Source organism: Actinoallomurus acanthiterrae, from assembly GCF_054775715.1.
Genome location: NZ_BAAHCO010000001.1, coordinates 11661653 through 11681320, shown reverse-complemented (window position 1 = coordinate 11681320; position 19668 = coordinate 11661653). Strand labels below are relative to the sequence as shown.

8 protein-coding genes are annotated in these 19668 nt (G+C 67.1%); all 8 read left to right on the top strand.

All coding sequences use genetic code 11. From position 1 onward, the window contains the following. Window positions 1-286: 286 nt before the first annotated feature. Window positions 287-616, top strand: coding sequence for a hypothetical protein (locus tag ACYVF7_RS55090; protein WP_460355905.1), 330 nt, complete (start codon window positions 287-289; stop codon window positions 614-616). 25 nt (window positions 617-641) lie between these two features. Continuing rightward, window positions 642-1103, top strand: coding sequence for a hypothetical protein (locus tag ACYVF7_RS55085; RefSeq protein ID WP_460355904.1), 462 nt, complete (start codon window positions 642-644; stop codon window positions 1101-1103). A 455-nt stretch (window positions 1104-1558) separates the two neighbouring features. Further along, window positions 1559-6046 carry a BREX system serine/threonine kinase PglW gene (pglW, locus tag ACYVF7_RS55080; RefSeq protein ID WP_460355901.1) on the top strand — a complete coding sequence of 1496 codons (4488 nt, stop codon included), beginning with the start codon at window positions 1559-1561 and terminating at the stop codon, window positions 6044-6046. Further along, the gene (gene pglX / locus ACYVF7_RS55075; RefSeq protein ID WP_460355899.1) at window positions 6043-9663 is read left to right on the top strand and encodes a BREX-2 system adenine-specific DNA-methyltransferase PglX; all 3621 of its coding nucleotides are present in this window, start codon (window positions 6043-6045) and stop codon (window positions 9661-9663) included. Before pglW ends, pglX begins: the two co-directional genes overlap by 4 nt. Further along, window positions 9660-13400 (top strand): hypothetical protein, encoded by a 3741-nt coding sequence (locus tag ACYVF7_RS55070; protein ID WP_460355897.1) that lies wholly within the window; start codon window positions 9660-9662, stop codon window positions 13398-13400. Before pglX ends, ACYVF7_RS55070 begins: the two co-directional genes overlap by 4 nt. Before the next feature lie 76 nt (window positions 13401-13476). After that, on the top strand, window positions 13477-16251 hold the full coding sequence (gene pglZ / locus ACYVF7_RS55065; protein ID WP_460355894.1) for a BREX-2 system phosphatase PglZ: 2775 nt from the start codon (window positions 13477-13479) through the stop codon (window positions 16249-16251). Between the two features lie 2 nt (window positions 16252-16253). Next, window positions 16254-17555, top strand: a complete 1302-nt coding sequence (brxD, locus tag ACYVF7_RS55060; RefSeq protein ID WP_460355891.1) for a BREX system ATP-binding protein BrxD — start codon at window positions 16254-16256, stop codon at window positions 17553-17555. Further along, the gene (locus tag ACYVF7_RS55055; protein WP_460355888.1) at window positions 17552-19645 is read left to right on the top strand and encodes a DEAD/DEAH box helicase; all 2094 of its coding nucleotides are present in this window, start codon (window positions 17552-17554) and stop codon (window positions 19643-19645) included. Before brxD ends, ACYVF7_RS55055 begins: the two co-directional genes overlap by 4 nt. Window positions 19646-19668 lie beyond the last annotated feature (23 nt).

Below are 19668 nucleotides of genomic sequence, written 5' to 3'. Positions count from 1 at the left end.
GACGGTCGATGATCAGGGTGACCGAAATACCAACTTTTGGTCAGGACTGTCGACGTTCTGCGATTGGTCGGTACGCGAACTCCTGGCGGGGTGTGCACGGATCCGCGCACGGCCGACCCTACCTGCAGACGCTGCGGGCTTCCCGGCTGGATGAGGCTGCGCCCATCATGTGGGTGGTCTGGTGCGTCGGCGCACTTAACGACGCCGTGCTCCCGTGACTGTGCTCGCCACGGCGCTACCGCGTCCCCGATGCCGTACGTACCGCCGCACGGGACCTCCCGAAGGAATGGCTCGGCCGCCAGCGCAACACGGGACGTATCGCTTCCACCGCGACCTGCTGTCCCGGCCGTACGAGTCGTCCTGTGTCATCTACAAGACCCCCGACGCGATGCTGTCGTGCGTCGAGGACTACCGCTCCGGGCTGCCCGGCCTGCAGGAGCACATCTGGAGTGCGACGCTCGGCCCGGAGACACAGATCTTCGTCACCCACCCGCCAACGCGGCCGTGCACTCCTCGGCCCGGCCGGGCGCCTGGACAGGCAACCGCATCCTGCCCCGCGCCCGCCAGCACCGCGACACCGTGCTCGCGCTCTACCGGATACCCGCCGACGACCTGATGGCCACACCCACACATGGTGCCCCTTGCCACACACCGACGAATGGGTGCAGACCGGTGACTGGATCGCGGCCCGCCGCAGCGACGGGTATGTCGCGCTTGCCACCGAGGGCGGTATATGGATCACGGTCACCGGACCGGATGCCCACGCCGAACTCCGCTCGGCCGGTCCCGGCCGCGCCTGGGTCTGTACGGTCGGCCGCCGCACCACCGACGGATCAATCGGCGACTTCGCCGCAGCACTCGGTCGGCCCGAGTGGACGGCGGACTCGGTGACCTACCGCCCCCGTCACGGGCCCGTCCTCAGGCTCGATTGGAATGGCCCGTTCACCGCCGGCCTCGACGCCGACGGCCGCGTCGCCCCGGCGCACCACATCGACAATCCGCTGTGCCGCGTACGCGAGGGCGACACCGAGATGACCATCACGGCTGGCGACCTGACCCACGTCATCGACCTGCGCCACAGCCGGAAGGTGATGCCCGGATGAGTATCACCGGCCACCCAGGCCGGCGGAAGCAGAAGCCGTGCGGCCCACGCCTGGTAGCGATCCCACAACTTGATCTTGCCGCTCAGGTCTGGACTTCGAAGACTGCGAAGTTCGAAGACCCACACCCGCTAGCGAGAAGTTCCTTCCGGGTGAGGCGGCGGCGCGTAGCGTCGATGCCTTCGTGTGGAGGGGGTGTCTGCCACGTATTCGTCGAGTCGGAACTTCATGCTGTAGGGGGAAGTGTTGAACTGACGCTACCTGTGCAAGCAAAATGGTGATAAGGGGATATGGAGAGTCGTCTCGCCATTTATCCGTATGCACAAATCACCGTGCGCGATCGCCTAGCCTGTCAAGCTTGGGGCGCGGCCATATGCGGCCATGACCGGAAGTAGGCTAACTGGCGCCTTCGGTCGTCCTACGGAGGGATTATCGGCTGAAGGGGGATTGTCGAGGGTATGCAAGAGGGTCGCTGGACCACCGTTACGCCTTCCCAGTTCCAGCATGAGCGTGAGGCCCTTGAGTACGTTCGGCAGTTGCTTCCGGACGCTGAGCCTTACCGCGTCTGGTCCAACTTCACCTTTACAGCCGATACCGGCCACGTGCGTGAGGTGGACCTGCTCGTCGCCGCGCCTAGCGGCATCTACCTCATCGAGATCAAGAGCCTGCATGGTCGGTTGACGGCGAGCGGCTCGAACTGGCTGCTGGCTGCACCGTCGGGTTCGGGTGTGCGGACCTTCGACAACCCGCTGCACCTGGCCGACTCCAAGGCCAAGCAGCTCAAGTCGCTGCTGCGCAGGACGGCGAGCAAGCGGAGGGTCAAGGAGACCGTTCCGTTCATTCAGGCGGCGGTCTTCCTTTCGGTTCCACAGCTCCAGGTGGAGTTGCCCGACCACCATCTGCACGGCATCTACGGCACCGAGGGACAGAGCGGGCTGCCGGAGATCTGGGCGGACCTGCTCCGCAAGCCGCCGCAGGACGATCGGCGCCGGCTCACCCCCACGCTGTCGAAGCAGCTCGACCAGCTGCTCAACGACGTCGGTATCGCCCGCAGTAGGCGTCACCTCCGGGTCGGCTCATGGCAGCTCCAGGCCAAGCCATTCGACGTCGGTCCGACCTGGGAGGATCACCACGCCGGGCACTCGCAGCTCAAAGCCGAGAAACGGCGCATCCGGATCTATCTGGTCGAGCGCAACGCCGATCAGGCGATGCGCGCCAGCATCATCCGGGCCGCCAAGCGTGAGGTGCTCTCGCTGCACGGGATCAGCCATCCCGGGATCGTCCAGGTCGACGCCATGGAGGAGCACGAGGTCGGCCCCGCGCTGATCTTCAGGCATGACTCGCGCGCGATGCGCCTGGACCACCACATGGCGCAGTACGGCGAGAAGCTGGACCTGGACGCCCGGCTCGGCATGATCCGCCAGCTCGCCGAGGCCGTCTCGTACGCCCACGGCAGGCACCTTCACCATCGGGCGCTGTCGGCCCGGAGCATCCTCGTCACTCCCGCCAAGGTGCGTGGTGGCAGCGAGGAGGCCGGCTGGTTGCGGCCACTGCTGCAGATCAGCGACTGGCAGTCCGCGACCCGCGGTCCGGACTCGGCGGGCGGTACGGCCGGTGACTCGGTCCTGAGGGGAACCTCGACCAGCCACGTCGGGCGGCACATCGAAACATCGGCGCAGGGATACCTCGCTCCCGAGATCAGTGCCACCGACCCCGACCCGGTGGCCATGGATGTCTTCGGACTCGGTGCCCTGGCGTACCTGCTCTTCACCGGGAAGCCGCCCGCCCAGAAACGCAACGAGCTGTACACGATCCTGGCCAGGGACAATGGGCTGCGCCCCTCTGCCGTGGCCGACTCAGTCACCGAGTTCATGGACGAGCTCGTCCAGGCGGCCACCGCCCCGGTTCCGGCGCAGCGCCTGACCACGGTGGCCGAGTTCCTCGAAATGCTGGAGCTCGTCGAGGAGGAGGCGACCGCACCGGAGGAGCCCGCGACTGCTCCCGCCGTAGACGAGACGGAGGCGTCCAACCAGGCTCTCGCTGACGAAACCGTCCTCGAGGCGGAAGAGCCCGACCCGCTGACGGCCAGGCCCGGTGAGGTCGTCGCCGGCGAGTGGCGGATCGAGAAGCGGCTCGGTACCGGATCGACTTCGCGTGCCTTTCTGGCCGAGAAGCTCACCTCGGGCAAAAAGGAAGTCCTAAAGATCGCGTTGTCGGACGAGAAGGCGTCGCGGCTGGAGCATGAGGCTTCGGTGCTCCGGCGGCTGGACAACGACTCGCGTGTGATCCGATTGGCCCGTAACGAGACCGCACGGATCGGTGGCCGCACGATCCTTGTGCTCGACCATGCCGGTGAGCACACGGTCGCCCGCAAGATCCGTGAGGACGGCCGGCTCAGCCCCGACGAGCTTGAGGTCTTCAGTGAGTACCTCTTCGGCGCGGTCGACTTCCTGGAGGGCGAGGGCGTCACTCACCGCGACATCAAGCCCGACAACATCGCGATCCGGGTTCGGCCGAACCGCACCCGCCAGCTCGTTCTCTTCGACTTCAGCCTGGCGGGCATCTCGGTCAAGGAGATCGAGGCAGGTACGCCCGGTTATCTCGACCCCTTCCTCGGCAGCGCCTCCCGCCAGGTGTACGACGCGCACGCCGAGCGGTACGCCGTGGCCGTCACGCTACATGAGATGGCCTCCGGTGAGTTGCCCGCGTGGGGCGACGGCAAGACCGAGGTCCAGTTCACCGAGGGGCCGCCGACCCTGGCGGTGGAGGCGTTCGACCCGGCGATCCGTGACGGACTCGTCGACTTCTTCCACACGGCGCTGCACCGGGACGCCAAGAAACGCTACGACTCGCTCAAGGAGATGACCACCGCCTGGCGGATGGTCTTCCGGAACAGCGACGCCGCACCGCCCGTTGGCTCCGAGCATCCCGCCGACAGCGCGGGCAGCGGCAGCCTGCCGGCCGACGACGACGCACCGGAGAAGACTCGGGACAAGGCCGCCGCGGCGGCCACCCGCGCCACCGTTCTGCACGCCGCCGGGCTCACGCAGCGGGCCGTGTCCGCGGCCGTACGGTTGGACGCGGCCACCGTCGGCGACCTGCTGGACCTGCCGTCCAAATCGCTGTTCAACCTGCCGGGCCTGGGCGCCAAGACCCGCCAGGAGTTGCAGCGGCGGATCCGTGAGTGGCGGGCCCGTTTGGCGGAGCACGAGTCGTCGCCACTTGCTCCCGGTGAAAAGAAGGTGGCCAAGGCCGAGGCCGCCGACGCTGGCTCCGCGAAGGCCGCCGGAGAGCCGGAAGAGGAGTCTCTCAGCCGGATCGGGCTGGACGTCATCGCGGCGCTGCTCGTTCCCGACCTGCAGAAGACCGGCCGCAACGCCACGGAGGTAGAGGCAACCCGGCTGTTGCTCGGCCTCCCGGACCCTTCGGGCACGCCATCTCCGCTCTCGCGGTGGCCTATGCAGCCCCAGGTGGCCACGGCGCTGCAGCCGTCGGTGACCTCCGGCCGTGTCGCCCAAATACTGATCAAACAGCGGGCTCGCTGGCGCCGTGCCCCCCTCATCCGCAGCGTCCTGGATGAGGTACTCACACTGCTGGCCGAGAGCGGCCGGGTCATGGGCGCCGCCGAGCTCGCCGAGGCGATCCTCGCCCGCCGGGGGTCGACCCGGACCGACCCGGGGCTACGCCGCGCGATCGCCACCGCCGCCGTACGGGCCGCCGTCGAGATCGACCCGGTCGAAGGTGAACCCCGGCTCATCATCCGCAGGCACGGCGACCGGATCATGGTGGCGCTCGAGGCCACCGCTGACGATGCGCCCGACACCCCGGCGGGTCCGGCGCTGCTCGACTACGCCGACGCGCTCGGCAAGGGTGCCGACCGACTCGCCGCCCAGGACCCGTTGCCCACCCCGGCCACCGTGCTGCGTGAACTGCAGGCGGTGAGCGTCCCCGGTGTCGCGGTCACCGTCGACGACCGTCGACTGGTCTTCCTCGCCGCGGCAGCCTCCGAGAAGGCCGCCGCGACCGCACGGCTGGAGATCTACCCACGCGATCTATCACCCGTACGGGCACTGCGCCTGTCCCAGGCGGGCGTCGTGCCGGCCGGGATGCGGGACGGCAAGGCGATCGGCCTCACTCCGGCCCAGATCCACGAGAAGGTACGGGCCAGGTTCCCTGCACTGGAGCCGTTGCCGGGCCACCCCAAGCTCGATGGGCTGCTGCGCGACGCCGGCTTTGAGGTGCGCTGGCGTGCCGGCCACTACTTTGCTCCGCAAGCCGAGGAGTCCACGACCGGTACTCACGTCGGCCGCCGCATCACCCGGGCGAAAATATCGCGCTTCACCGCGGAGAGCCCGGAGATCGCAGAGGCCCTCCGTACGGAGGAGCGTCTGCAGGCGGCGGTCTCCGCTGCGGACACCGCCGGCGGATTCCGGGCCATCACCGTCCAGCTCGGCCGGTACGAGCGGGCCCGCCAGGAGCTGATCACCCGCTTCGGTGCGCGCCCGCTGAACCTGGCCGAACTGTTCTTGGAAGCGCTGCGCGAGCAGGTCGTCCCAGGGCAGAAGCCCACCTGGGAGACCATCCTCGGTGCTGACGTCGCCGAGCCGGGCAGCCGGGCCGCCTTCAAGCTCAAGGAGTACGCCGGCAAGGCGTGGAAGCTCGTCGAACCTCGCCTCGCCGACGCCCAGACCGAGGCGAACGCGCCGCTGCTGCTACACGACGCGGGAGCCTTCACCCGCTATGACGCGGGCGACGTGCTCTTCGACCTCGTCGGCCGGGCCCGGAAGGGCGGCGCCCCGGTGTGGTTGCTCTGTCCCATGAACAACCCCGAGCACCAGCCGCGCCTGGACGGCGCCCTCGTGCCCGCCCAACTTCCCCACGAATGGATCGTGCTGCCCGACGCATGGGTGGCCAACCAGCACAGAAGCGGAGCCCAGGCCTCGTGATCGTCTCCAAGGCACTCAAGGACGACCTCGTCAAGCAGGTCACGTCGCTCGAAGGTGACCTGCGGAGCCAGGTGGAAGCGATCCTCGACGTCTACAGCCGGCTTCGCGGCGAGTACGACCGCGCGTTCAAGGTCGGCCGTACCGCCGCCACCTGGGAGTCCTGGCGGGACGAGCGGGTCACCCAGGCGGCCGCAGCATGGGTGCTCGGCACGGTGTTCGTCCGCTTCTGTGAGGACAACGGGCTGCTGACCCAGCCTTACCTCGCCGGACCTGACCACGACCGAATGATCCTCGCCGAAGAGGCCCAGGACGAGTTCTTCCGCGCCAATCCCGCCGAGACCGACCGAGGCTGGCTGCTCGCCGCCTTTGCCGAGATCGGCCGATCGCAGGCGGGGCATCTACTTTTCGACAAGCAACATAATCCGCTCTACCAGATCCCGATCTCCCACGATGCAGCCAAAGGGCTGATCGCCTTCTGGCGTCGCCGCGGCGAATCCGGCGGGTTGGCCCACACCTTCGATAGCGAGGACTGGGACACCCGCTTCCTCGGCGACCTCTATCAGGACCTGTCCGAAGCGGCGCGGAAGAACTACGCGCTTCTGCAAACCCCAGAATTCGTCGAAGAGTTCATCCTCGACTACACGCTCACACCGGCGATTGAAGAGTTCGGCCACGATCAGGTCCTGATGATCGATCCGACCTGCGGATCTGGCCACTTCGTGCTGGGGGCCTTCCACCGACTGCTGGCCGAATGGGACGAGCAGGCTCCCGCCCGAGACCGGCGTGAGCGAGTCCGGCTAGCACTGTCCGCCGTGCACGGCGTTGACCTCAACCCGTTCGCCGTGGCCATCGCTCGCTTCCGTCTTTTCATCGCCGCAGTGAAGGCGTCTGAGTTCACCACGCTAATAGAGGTCGAGCAGTACGAACTGCCGCTCAACCTTGCCATAGGGGACGCCCTCATCAAGCACCGCCAGCAGTCCATCCCCGGGATCGACCAGGATGACGCCCTCGCTGACTTCCACTACGCCTCAGAAGATGTCCAGGACTTCCCTCGCATCCTCGACGAGGGCCGCTACCACGCTGTCGTCGGCAACCCGCCGTACATAACCGTCAAGGACAAGAAGCTCAACCAGCTCTACCGCGAACTATACGACGCTTGTGCTGGAACTTACGCGCTCTCGGTGCCTTTCGCTCAGCGTTTCTTTCGGCTTGCCCGTAAGCCCGACGGCGATGGTAAGCGTGCAGGATTCATCGGCCAAATCACTGCTAACTCATTTATGAAGCGTGAGTTCGGCAGAAAATTGATCGAGCAGTTCTTCCGTGATGAAGTTGAGCTTACTCACGTCATCGATACATCCGGTGCCTATGTTCCCGGTCACGGTACGCCAACAGTGATCGTTATCGGTCGCAACAAGAACTATCGCCAGTCACGCAGCGAGACAATTCGGACGGTCATGGGTATCCGCGGCGAGCCCAGCGCTCCTGTGGACCCGAGCCTGGGTCTTGTGTGGCGGGCGATCGTTAAGCAATTGAGTGAGCCCGGTTCCGAAAGCGAGTGGGTCAGTGTTGTGGATTCGCAGCGGGAAGTTCTCGCTAACTACCCTTGGAGCCTCACCGGTGGTGGCGCCGCGGATCTTCTGGCGCTACTCGAGGACTCTCCTGAGCGGCTGGAAAAGAGTATCGATGCAATCGGTCGGACAACGCACACCGGCCTTGATGAGGCCTTCTATATTCCTTCGGCGGCTGCGCGTACCCGGGGCTTGAGTGAATCTTGTGTTCCGGTCGTCCTAGGGGAAGACGTCCGGGACTTCCAATTGTATACGCCGACATGGACGCTCTTCCCGTATAACAATAGTGGTGTTCCCCGGCCGCCTGCAAATCGTGAAGCGCAATTCTATTGGTTGAACCGCATTCTCCTTGACCGAAGAATTGACTTCGGGCGGCGGCCGGTCGAACGGGGTCTGCGATGGTTTGACCACAGCATGTTCTTTCCAAGGAGATATGCAGCGCCACTGTCGATTGCCTTCGCTGAAGTGGCGACACATAACCATTTTGTGCTCGATCGAGGACGTAAAGTATTCAACCGGACCGCGCCCGTGATCAAGCTGCCAGAAGGGGCGGGAGAGGGCGAGTACCTAGAACTGTTGGGGATCCTCAATAGCTCGACTGCATGCTTCTGGCTCAAGCAAGTCGCGCACAATAAGGGCAGTACAGTCGATAGTCGGGGTGCACGGCAGGCGACGGTGCCATGGGAGGATTTCTATCAGTTCAACGGAACAAAAGTTCAGCAATTTCCGTTGCCTGCACGTTTGCCTTTGGAGCTGGGCCGAGAGTTGGAGACGCTGGCACAACATCTCTCGGCGGTGAGTCCATCGAGCGTGGCGGCGAAGGCAGTGCCGAGCCGGGAAGCACTGGCTCAGGCTCGACGAGAGTGGCATGCTACCCGTGGCCGGTTGATTGCCGAGCAGGAAGAGCTGGATTGGCAAGTCTACGCGCTATACGGGCTTCTCGATGAGGTGCTGACCGCTCCAGCGGAAGCGGTGCCCGAGTTGAAGCTCGGGGAGCGCGCGTTCGAGATCGTGCTGGCGCGGAAGATGGTGGCGGGCGAGGCAAGAACACAGTGGTTCGTTCGGCACAACTCGACTCCAATCACGAAACTGCCGGAGCAATGGTCAGCGGAATACCGGGCGGTAGTAGAGAAGCGGATCGCGCTAATCGAGTCGGATCGAAACATCGGACTCATCGAGCGCCCGGAATGCAAGCGCCGCTGGGCCACCGGCGGCTTCGACGCCATGCAGGAGAAAGCCCTCGGTGGGTGGCTCCTAGACCGGTTCGAGGCGCGCGAGCACTGGTTCCACGAGGTGGACGGGATGGAGCAGCCGCGGCTACTGACTACCGCTGAGCTGGCCGACGCGCTGCGCCGGGACGCAGACGTACTCCAAGTGGCTGAGCTGTACGCGCCCGGCAAGGATTTGGAGAAGGTCGTCGCCGAGCTTATGACCGACGAGCACGTGCCCTACTTGGCTGCGTTCCGCTACAAGCCGTCCGGACTGACTAAGCGGAAGGACTGGGAGCACGTCTGGGGCCGGCAGCGGGAAGAGGACGCGGCCGAGTCCGAAGAGGTTAAGAAGAAGATCCGGGACCAGATTCCGGTGCTGGCCAAGTATGGGTCGGGTGACTTCCTAAAGACCTCCTACTGGCGTAACCGCGGAAAGCTCGACGTGCCGAAGGAGCGGTTCATCTCCTACCCCTACGCGAGCCGGGACGGCGCGACGAGCACCAAGAACGGGGCGCTGCTGCTCGGCTGGGCCGGGTTCGACCATCGCGAGCAGGCGCAGGCGCTGGCTACGCTGATCGTGGAGCGGGAGCAGAACGACGGTTGGGGCCGCGACAAGCTGCAGCCGCTGCTGGCGGGCCTGCGTGAGGTGCTGCCGTGGGTGCGGCAGTGGCATGGGGAGTTCGACGCCAACTATGGCGGCAGCCCGGCTGAGGTCTACGAGGGGTTCCTGGACCAGACCGCTGGTCGGCTGGGCCTCACTGACGATGATCTCGCTGGGTGGCGTCCGCCGGCGACGAGCCGTGGCCGTACGACGGGGAAGAAGAAGCAGGAGTCATGACCACGCCGAATCAGCCGCTGCTGCGGGAGTTCATCGAGATCCCGGAGTCGATGAACGACGCCGACTTCGTCCTCGAACTGGCGAGCGGGGTCAGGCATGCCGAGGAGACGCTGCGCGAGTACGTCATCACCGACTCGCTGGTCACCAACTTCGACCAGGCTCTCGGTCTGATCAAGGCTTCGGTCACCGGGCAGGCGTCCAAGGCGGCGTACCTGCACGGATCGTTCGGTGCCGGTAAGTCGCACTTCATGGCAGTACTGCATGCGCTGCTACGGGGAGCGAAAGCGGCGCGAGAGCGACCTGAGTTCGCGGGTCTGCTCACCAAGCACGACTGGATGGACGGCCGAAAGTTCCTCCTCGTCCCGCTGCACCTGCTGGGCGCCAAGTCGCTGGAGCAGCGCGTCTTCGGCCGTTACATCGACTACGTGCGCGTGCTGCATCCCGATGTGCAGACGATCCCGGCGGTGCACCGGTCGGACGCGCTACTGGACCAGATGCGCAACCTACGCGAGAAGATCGGCGACGAGAAGTTCATCGCCGACCTGCCCGGCGGCGATGTTGAGGACGAGTGGGGCGAGAGCTCGGCCTTCTGGACCACCGAGAAACTCGATGCGGCGTTCGCGGCCGCGTACGACGACGAGCTGCGCCGCCGCCTGGTCAACGACCTGCTGCAGACCTGGGGCGAGGGGTTCTTTCGCGATGCCAAGGAGGACGCCGAGGCATTCGTATCGCTGGACGCCGGCCTGAAGGAGATCAGCCGGCATGCCAAGGAGCTCGGCTACGACGGCCTGATCCTGTTCCTGGACGAACTGGTGCTGTGGCTGATCAACTCGGCCGGGGACGCGCAGTTCGTGAGCCGGGAGATGCAGAAGGTCACCAACTTCGTCGAATCCGGTGACCCGGACCGGCCGGTACCGGTGGTCAGCTTCATCGCCCGCCAGCGGGACCTCCGTGAGGCCCTCGGCGAGCAGGTGAGCGGTGCCGCCGAGCTGCGGATCCTGGACACGCTCGACCTGGCCAAGGCGCGCTTCGACACCGTCTCCTTGGAAGATCGCAACCTGCCGGTGATCGCCCGCGAGCGGGTACTCAAGCCGAAGGACACCGAGGCGGAGGCGGCGATCGCGCGTGCGTTCGACCAGACGGCGAAGCTTCGCCAGCAGGTCTGGGACACATTGCTCGGCTCAGGGAGCGGCACCGGAGCCGATATCGAGGCGTTCCGCAAGACCTATCCCTTCAGCCCGGCGTTCATGGACACCCTCGTCTACCTCTCGTCGGCGTTGCAGCGGTCCCGGACCGCACTGAAACTGATGCGCAAGCTGCTGATCCGCCGCCGCGAGGAGCTACGGCTGGGTCAGCTCATCCCGCTCGGCGATCTGTACGACGTGATCACCGAGGGCGGCGACGAGCCGTTCACGCAGAAGCTGAAGGTCGAATTCGAGGCCGCCCAGAAGCTGTACGAAACGCGGCTCCGGCCGTACCTGCTGGAGACCTACGGGCTCAACGACGACGACCTGTCCCGTGTCCGTCGTGGCGATTCGGTCGACGCGCAGCTCGCGGGCAGGGTACGGGCGTTCAGCGGAGACGACCGGCTGATGAAGACACTGCTGCTGTCGGCGCTGGCACCGACGGTGCCCGCCCTGCACAACCTGACGGCGAGCCGGCTGTCGGCGCTCAACCACGGCAGCGTCACCAGCCCGATCCCCGGCACCGAGGTCGCCCAGGTCGCCCGGAAGGTCGAGACGTGGGCCGGCCGCTTCCCCGAGATCAAATACGTGAAGGCCGATGACCCCGGGGTCGGCCTGGAGCTGGTCGGCGTCGACGTGGAGTCGGTGCTGTCAACCGCCCGATTCGCCGACAGCGACGGTGCCCGGAAGAACCTGATCAAGAAGTTGCTCTACAAGGAGCTGGGAGTCACCGAGACCGACCAGTACAGCGGTGACCGGTTCGACCTGACGTGGCGGGGCAGCAAGCGTTCCGTCGAGGTCGTCTTCGGCAACGTCCGCGATGAGCACGATCTACGCGATGACGCCTTCCATCCGGCCGACCCGACCTCCTGGCGGGTGATCCTCGACTACCCCTTCGACGAGGGCGATCACACGCCCGCCGATGACCGGGTCCGCGTGCAGGGCCTGACGGCTCGGGGCATCCACGACCGCACGGTCTGCTGGATTCCGGCGACACTGTCGGCCGAGCGGATGCGGGATCTACGGCAGCTCGTGGTCATCGACTACGTGTTGCACGGCCAGCGGTTCGACGAGCACGCCAAGGAGCTCAATCCGACCGACCGGCATCGGGCCCGGCAGACCCTTACGGCTCAGCGGGACGTGCTGAGCGGCAAGCTGACCGAGACGCTGCGCCAGGCGTACGGGCTGACCACCAAACAGCCAGGCGACATCGTGGGCGGTTTCGACGAGCATCTGCACTCGTTGTACGAAGGACTCGCGCCCAGGCTCGCGTCCGGTGCCACGCTGTCCGACGCGATGTGGTCGCTCACCGACCAGATGCTGGCGGCACAGTACCCGGCGCATCCGGACTTCGACCCTGACCGGTCCGGCGCCACGGTGAAGCTCGCCGACGCCAAGGTGGTGCGCGACTACGTACGGCGGGCAACCGAGGTCTCCGATGGCCGCGTCGAGGTCGACAAGGCGCACCGGGCGACCATGCGGCGGATCGCCAACCCGCTCCTGATCGGCGAGATGCATGAGGCCGCGTTCGTGCTCGGCTCGCACTGGCGGCAGCACTTTCACCAGCTCGCCGCCAAAGAGGGCAACACCGGCGACCTGAACGCCACGAAGCTGCTCGAATGGATCGATCTGCCCGAGCCGCGTGGCCTGGACGCACTGCTCGGCCACCTGATCATCGCCTGTTTCGCTGAGCAGTCCGACCGGGCCTTCGTCTATCGGGGCGCGGTGCTGTCGACGCCGCCCGAACTGAATCAGATCAAGGACGAGATGTCGCTCCGGGAAGAGCGGCTTCCCGACTCCGAAACGTGGGAGATGGCCCGTCGCCGGGCCATGGAGGTGTTCGGCCACAACCCGCCGGAGGCCAGGCGGACTCGGCTGGCCACGCTGTTCGCGCGGCAGCTGTCCGACGACTCCCGGAAGTACCGGGACGCCGCCCAAGAACTCGTCGCCCAGCTCGAGGCGCATGCCCGGACGCTCGGCCTCGACCCGGCCGCCGGCGAGGGGAGACTGCACACCGCGCAGACCGCCGCGGATCTGCTGGAGGGGCTCGGATCCCGGTACGGACGGCTCGACATCATCGAGCAGCTCGCAACCGCGGACCTGGGCGGACCGGCGCAGCGGGTGGGCAAGAGCATCAAGAGTGCCGCGGCGGTGGTCGCGGCCATCCGCACCGCCAAATGGGATGCACTCCAGCACATCGCCTCGCTGCCGGCCCCGTACGACCAGGAGGCCACCCGGATCTTCGCTCGGCTTCGGGAGGACGCTGCCGCCGACGAACTCACCGTCGGGCTTGGCCCAGCTCTGGCCAAGGCCGGGGCGGCCGCCAGCGAGCTGACCCGCAGGGCGAACGCCGACGCGGCCGAACTGCTGCGCGCGCAACGGGCCGCAGAGAAAGCAGAGAAAGAGGCCAGGGAGAAGGAGGCCGACGGGAGCGAGCAGGGAAGCGGACCCACCGATGGCGGCGGGCGCGTTATGCAGGAGGACCCGCCGGTCACCGGGACACAGCCGGTGGATTGGCCGGCTCTACCCGTACGCTTCCGGTCGCCGAGCTGAAGAGCCTTGTGGCGGAGATCGCCGCCGAGCATTCCGGCGCGGTGATTGAGATCTCCTGGCGGGTGGTCGAGTAGCCATGGCTACGTCGACGACCGGCCGGGTGCTGCCCGTCACCTCCGCCGCGCTGGAGCAGGAGGTGGCCCGCCTGCTGCGCAAGTACAACGGCCGGGCCGAGCGAGTGCTGCTGATGCGTGCTCAACCGTCCGGCAACGGGTTCGCGCCGTTCACCGTCGATGGCCGTATGGTCCGTACCGCGGTCTGCGTGTCGCCACTGGCGGTGCTCGAACAGGTCACCGAGCACGTCGAAGGAGGCGGCGACAGCATTCTCGTGGTGCTGACGGCGGCGGAGGAGAGCGAACTCGGTCCCGGGCTGCTCAGCCGGGCCATCCGTCAGCGGATCTTCATCGTGGAGCCATGGCGGCTCATCCAGGAAAGCTTCGGCGCCCAGAGCATCGACCCTCGGTTGGCCGCCGAGGGCTGGGCGGGGGAGGCGCTGCTGAACGCCATGCCACCAGGCGGCTGGCCGCGACTCCACGGGAGCCTGCTCACCCGGGATACGGCGATGAGAGCGCTGGCCGCCCGCCGGTTGCGGCTGAACCGGTTCGGCGTCGAACCCGAGAACCTGGATGCCGGGACTCTCCTGCTGTGGAGCCGGGACCGCGAGTCGATGGAGGCATTCCGTACGCTCCGTGACACCGAGCGCGTCGGCCTGATCGACTGGCTACGTGAGTACGTCGGCGGTACCGCTGAAGTGCTGTTCCCGCTGGTAGAAGCGGGCAACGGCGCGGACGCACTGGCTCTTGGCCTGCTCTGTGCCGCGCTCTGGAATCCAGGCGCGGGCGGGGATGTGCAGCGGGCGCAGGGCGGCGTTCTGACCTACATCGCCATGGCCCGGCCCGGCGAGATCAAGGTTACCGACCGGGCCGTGCGGGAGTTCGCGGCCGCCTCCGAGCGGTTGGTCGGCTGGCTCCTGGCCGACCGCCGCGACCCCAACGCGGGGCGGCATGCCCACGCCGTGCTGGACCGGGCCGAACAACTACTCGGCCAGTTCGGTGCTGGCCCGGCGGCACGCCACAGCCTTCTGCTGAAGTCCAGCGTCGACGCCCGGCTCGGTGATATCGCACGGACCCTCAACGCGGCCGTCCGCGATCACGCCCGAGTCAGTGAGCTCGCCGGGGCGGTGGCGGCGCTGCGCGCGCACGCGCTCACCAAGGACCTGCATGGCCACCGCCTGCGGCGGGCCGAGATGGCGCGGCGGCTCATCCAGTGGCTGGCCACGCCTGTCAGGTCCGTCTCCGGCGTCGGTGCCGCGGTCCAGGCGCAGCTCGACGAGTGGGGTTGGGTCGACCGGGCCCGCGACGACGTCTGGGCGGGCGAGGTCGACCAGGCGATGCAGGCCGCCTACCGCGACCTGTATGCACGTGTCCGGGAGCGGCGCCGCGCCCTAGACGAGGCGTTCGCCGTCAAGCTGGCCGCATCCACGGCCGCAGCGGCCGACCCCGGTGACGCCCTCACCGTCGAGACCGTGCTTCCGCGTGTCGTGGCGCCGCTGGTGGCCGGCAAGAACGGGCATGAGCGCGCCGTGCTCTTCTTGGTGCTGGATGGGATGAATGCCGCCGTCGCCACCGCGCTCGGCGAGGAACTGCGGACCGAACGCTGGGAGGAATACGACCCGCTGAATGTGACCGGCGACCAGCCCCGGCGACGTGCGGTGATCGCCGCGCTGCCCACGCTCACCCAGGTGTCGCGTGCCAGCCTGTTCGCCGCCCGAATCACCGTCGGTGGCCAGGATGACGAGCGCGCCGCCTTCGAGGGCCACAATTTCTGGAAGGGCCGGAAGGCGCGACTCTTTCACAAGGGCGGCCTGCCCGGTGAAGCGGGGGAGACCCTCAGCGACGACTTGGTGCAGGCGTTGGGCGACGAGTCCACCGCCGTCGCCGTCGTCCTCAACGCCATCGACGACAGCCTCGACAAAGGCCGCGCCGACCGGCCGTGGAGCATCGCCGACATCTCCGGGCTGCGAGCACTGCTCGATCATGCCCGCTACCAGGGCAGGGCCATCATCATCACCAGCGACCACGGCCACGTCCTGGAACTTGGCGGGGAGCTGCGCCGGACGGCCGGGGCTGGATCCGCCCGGCACCGCCAGGCCACCTCGCCCGCCGGAGACGGCGAAGTGGAGCTGGCCGGGCCGCGGGTCGCCACCGAGAACGGCCGGATCGTCGCGCTTTGGGATCCCTACGTCCGCTACACCGACAAGAAGGCCGGCTACCACGGCGGCGCTGCCCTGGCCGAGGTGGCGATTCCGCTGTTGGCGTTCCTCCCCCTGGGAGCCGACGCCCCGGCGGGCTGGCGAGCGCTGCCCGAGCAGAGCCCTCCCTGGTGGTCGCTGGATGCCGAGGTACGGCCGGTACGACCCGTACCGGCCCCTATGCCCGCCCCGCGCAAGACCACCAAGGCCAGCACGAGCAAGGACCAGTCGGAGCTGTTCGATGTCGCGGCTGAAACGGCTGCACCCGCTGCCGGCGCGGCGCCCGCCGAGGCGCTGGTGACCGAGCTGCTGGCCACCGAGCTGTTCGACGCCCAGCAGAAGCTCATGCCGCGGAAGGTCCCGGCCGCCAAGGTCACGGCCGTCTTGATCGCGCTGCTCGAGGCCGGGGGAGTGCTGCCGCTTCCGGTCGTGGCCCAGCGCGCCGGCGAGCCCGCCGTACGGGCCGCCGGGTTCGCTGCGACTCTGCAACGGATCCTCAACGTCGACAACTACCCTGTGCTCGCGGTCATCGATAACGGACGCAACGTCAGGCTGGACGAGACAATGCTCCGCAGGCAGTTCGAGCTGAAGGGGCGGTGAGCGTGTCGATCGGTGCGGGGCCGGTGAGCGCGGTACGACGTCGAGAGGTGATCGACGCTCTCCGGCACGGGGCCGTCCCGCAGGCGGGCCTGGACCTGCTGGCGGTCGGGTTGGACCGCTTCACCTCCGCCATCGAGGCCGAGCTGGACACCGTCAGCGAAGGTGGATCGGTGTTCAAGGCCGTCCGTGGGGAGTACGGCTCCGGAAAGACCTTCTTCACCCGCTGGCTCGCCGAACAGGCCAAACGCCGCGGGATGGCCACCGCCGAAGTCCAAGTGTCGGAGAACGAGACCCCGCTGCACAAACTCGAGACCGTCTACCGGCGCCTCACCGAGCGGCTGTCCACGGCGAGCTACCCGCCCTCAGCGCTACGTTCGGTAGTCGATGCATGGTTCTACGTGCTGGAGGAGGACGCCCTCGCTGCGGATCCCGCCCTGGACGGTTCGGCACTTGAGGGTGCCGTGGAGGAGCTGCTCGCCCGTCGACTCGCCGAGGTCAGCCGATCCGCGCCGACCTTCGCCGCCGCGCTGCGCGGCTACCGGAACGCACTTGCCGCCGGGGACCTGGGCACCGCGGAAGCCATCCTCGCCTGGCTCGGGGGGCAGCCGAACGTCGCTGCGGCAGCACGCCGGGCCGCCGGAGTCCGCGGGGACCTTGACCATTTCGGTGCGCTGGGATTCCTGCAGGGCCTGCTGACCGTGCTGCGCGACTCAGGGCATCCAGGCCTGGTGCTGGTACTGGATGAGGTCGAAACGCTGCAACGTGTCCGGTCAGACGCACGCGACAAGGCACTCAACTCGCTGCGGCAGCTCATCGACGAGGTGCACTCCGGTCGTTTTCCCGGTCTCTATCTGCTGATCACAGGTACGCCTGCGTTCTATGACGGTCCGCAGGGGGTGCAGCGGCTCGCCCCACTGGCGCAACGGCTGTCCACCGACTTCCTGGACGACGCCCGCTTCGACAATCCCCGGGCAATTCAGATCCGGCTGCCTGGCTTCAGCCTGGACTCACTGGGGGAGCTGGGGCGGCGAGTCAGGGACCTCTACATCGCCGATGCTTCCCGCCGCACGGTCGACGACGGTTACATCACCGAGCTGGCACAGGCCGTTGCCGGACGGCTCGGAGGCCAGGTCGGCATCGCCCCACGGCTTTACCTGCGCAAACTGGTCGACGTGCTCGACCGGGTCGACCAGTTCGACGATTTCGACCCCCGGCAGCACTACGGGCTCACTGTGCACGCCTCCGAGCTGAGCGAGGTCGAGCGCAACGCAGCCTCGGCCGACGAGGTGGAGCTCGATCTGTGACCGGCTTGCATCCGACGCTGGCACACCACATCGTCAACACCCTCGGCTGGCGGTCACTTCGCCCGCTGCAGGACGAGGCCATCGGGCCGTTGCTGGCCGGTTCGGACGCCGTCCTGCTCGCCCCCACCGCGGGCGGCAAGACCGAGGCGGCGATGTTCCCGCTGCTGTCGGCCATGGCCGACCAAAAATGGTCTGGTGTTTCCCTGATCTACGTGTGCCCGATCAAGGCCCTGCTCAACAACCTGTTGCCCCGCCTGGAGTCCTACGCCGGATGGCTGGGCCGCCGGGTAGCGCTCTGGCATGGCGACGTGTCCGGATCCGCGCGAGACGCAATTCGGCGGGATCCGCCCGATGTCCTGCTGACTACGCCCGAGTCGCTGGAATCGATGCTGGTCAGCACCAAGCTCGAGCACCACGTGTTCTTTGCGGGAGTGCGTGCCATCGTGGTGGACGAGGTGCACGCCTTCGCTGGCGACGATCGAGGCTGGCACCTACTCGCCGTGTTGGAACGGCTCACACGCCTGATCGGCCGCCCAATCCAGCGCGTCGGGCTGTCCGCAACGGTCGGCAACCCCTCCGATCTTCTGCGGTGGTTGCAAGGATCAAGCGCCGATGTGCGCCCCGCTCACGTAATCTCGCCCGATGTCGCCAAGCCCTCGTCCGGCCCTCCACCCGGGGACGTCGAGCTCGACTACGTCGGGTCGGTCGAGAATGCCGCCAAGATCATTTCCGCACTGCACGGTGGGGAGAAGCGTCTGGTGTTCTGCGACTCCCGCCGCATCGTCGAGCACCTTGGTGCGGCACTACGCGCTCGCGGGATCACAACGTTCCTGTCCCACGCGTCGCTGTCCGTCGAAGAACGCAGGCAGGCCGAGCAAGCGTTCTCCGAGGCCCGGGACTGTGTGATCGTCGCTACGTCCACGCTCGAGCTGGGTATCGATGTCGGTGACCTTGACCGGGTCATCCAGATCAACGCTCCGCCCACCGTGGCCTCCTTCCTGCAACGTATCGGTCGTACGGGGCGGCGCCCCGGGACGTCTCGTAACTGCCTTTTCCTGGCGCTGGACGAGGACGGCCTACTCGGGGCGACAGGGCTGCTCACGCTCTGGGGCCGGCACTTCGTCGAACCGGTGGCCGCCCCGCCCGAGCCCCGTCACATCGTCGCCCAGCAGCTCTTGGCGCTGTGCCTCCAGGAAGGGCGGGTCGGATCCCGTACCTGGCGGGAATGGTGGTCCGGGCTCGGCCCGTTCGGCTCTGCAGAACCGATCCTCACGCACTTGGTATCGAGCGGTTTCCTGGACTCCGATGGCGGGATGCTGTTCATCGGGCCATCAGCGGAGAAGGCCTTCGGTCACCGTCACTTCATGGAGATCACCAGCGTCTTCACCTCGCCGCCCGAATTCACCGTGCTCCATGGGCGTGCCGAGATCGGTCGAACCGATCCGTCGCTGCTGGCAGACCGAGAGGAAGGTCCCCGGTTGCTACTGCTCGCCGGGAGGAACTGGCGAGTCACCTGGATCGACTGGCGGCGCCGCCGCTGCTTCGTCGAACCAGCCGACGGCGGCGGCCGGGCCCGATGGAACTCCGGAGGTTTCAGTGGGTCGTCCTACCACCTGATGTCGGCGATCCGAGATGTACTTCTCGGCACGGATCCGCCTATACGGCTCACCCGACGGGCGGTCGACGCACTCGACGATGCACGCGAGAACCTTCTCCATACCGTCCATCCCGGCGGCACAGTGATCACGCGGGCACCGACAGGCGATATCCGATGGTGGACCTGGGCTGGCTACCGGGCCAACATGACACTGCGCACCAGCCTGTCGGCCGTAGCCGACGCCAAACAGCAGGTGAGTGACGAATGGCTACGGCTCCGCTCCGACCTCACCGTTGATATGTGGCATGCCGCGTTGGAGGACGCCACCGACCGCCTCTCTTTGCCCGAACCGGATGAGAAGGCACTTACCGGGCTCAAGTTCGGTGCTGCTCTTCCCCAGCGCCTCGCCGAAAAGACGCTGGCAGCGCGCCTTGCTGACCTTCATACCGCAACGATGCTGCTCAAGGGGCCACAGCGGATCCATAATCTGTAGCTGACGGGTCGGCGCTGATGTTG

What these genes read in the sequence shown, in the direction of transcription:
- ACYVF7_RS55070 (WP_460355897.1), top strand. Translation starts at nt 9,660, where the DNA reads ATGACCACGCCGAATCAGCCGCTGCTGCGGGAGTTCATCGAGATCCCG.
- pglZ (WP_460355894.1), top strand. Translation starts at nt 13,477, where the DNA reads ATGGCTACGTCGACGACCGGCCGGGTGCTGCCCGTCACCTCCGCCGCG.
- ACYVF7_RS55090 (WP_460355905.1), top strand. Translation starts at nt 287, where the DNA reads ATGGCTCGGCCGCCAGCGCAACACGGGACGTATCGCTTCCACCGCGAC.
- pglW (WP_460355901.1), top strand. Translation starts at nt 1,559, where the DNA reads ATGCAAGAGGGTCGCTGGACCACCGTTACGCCTTCCCAGTTCCAGCAT.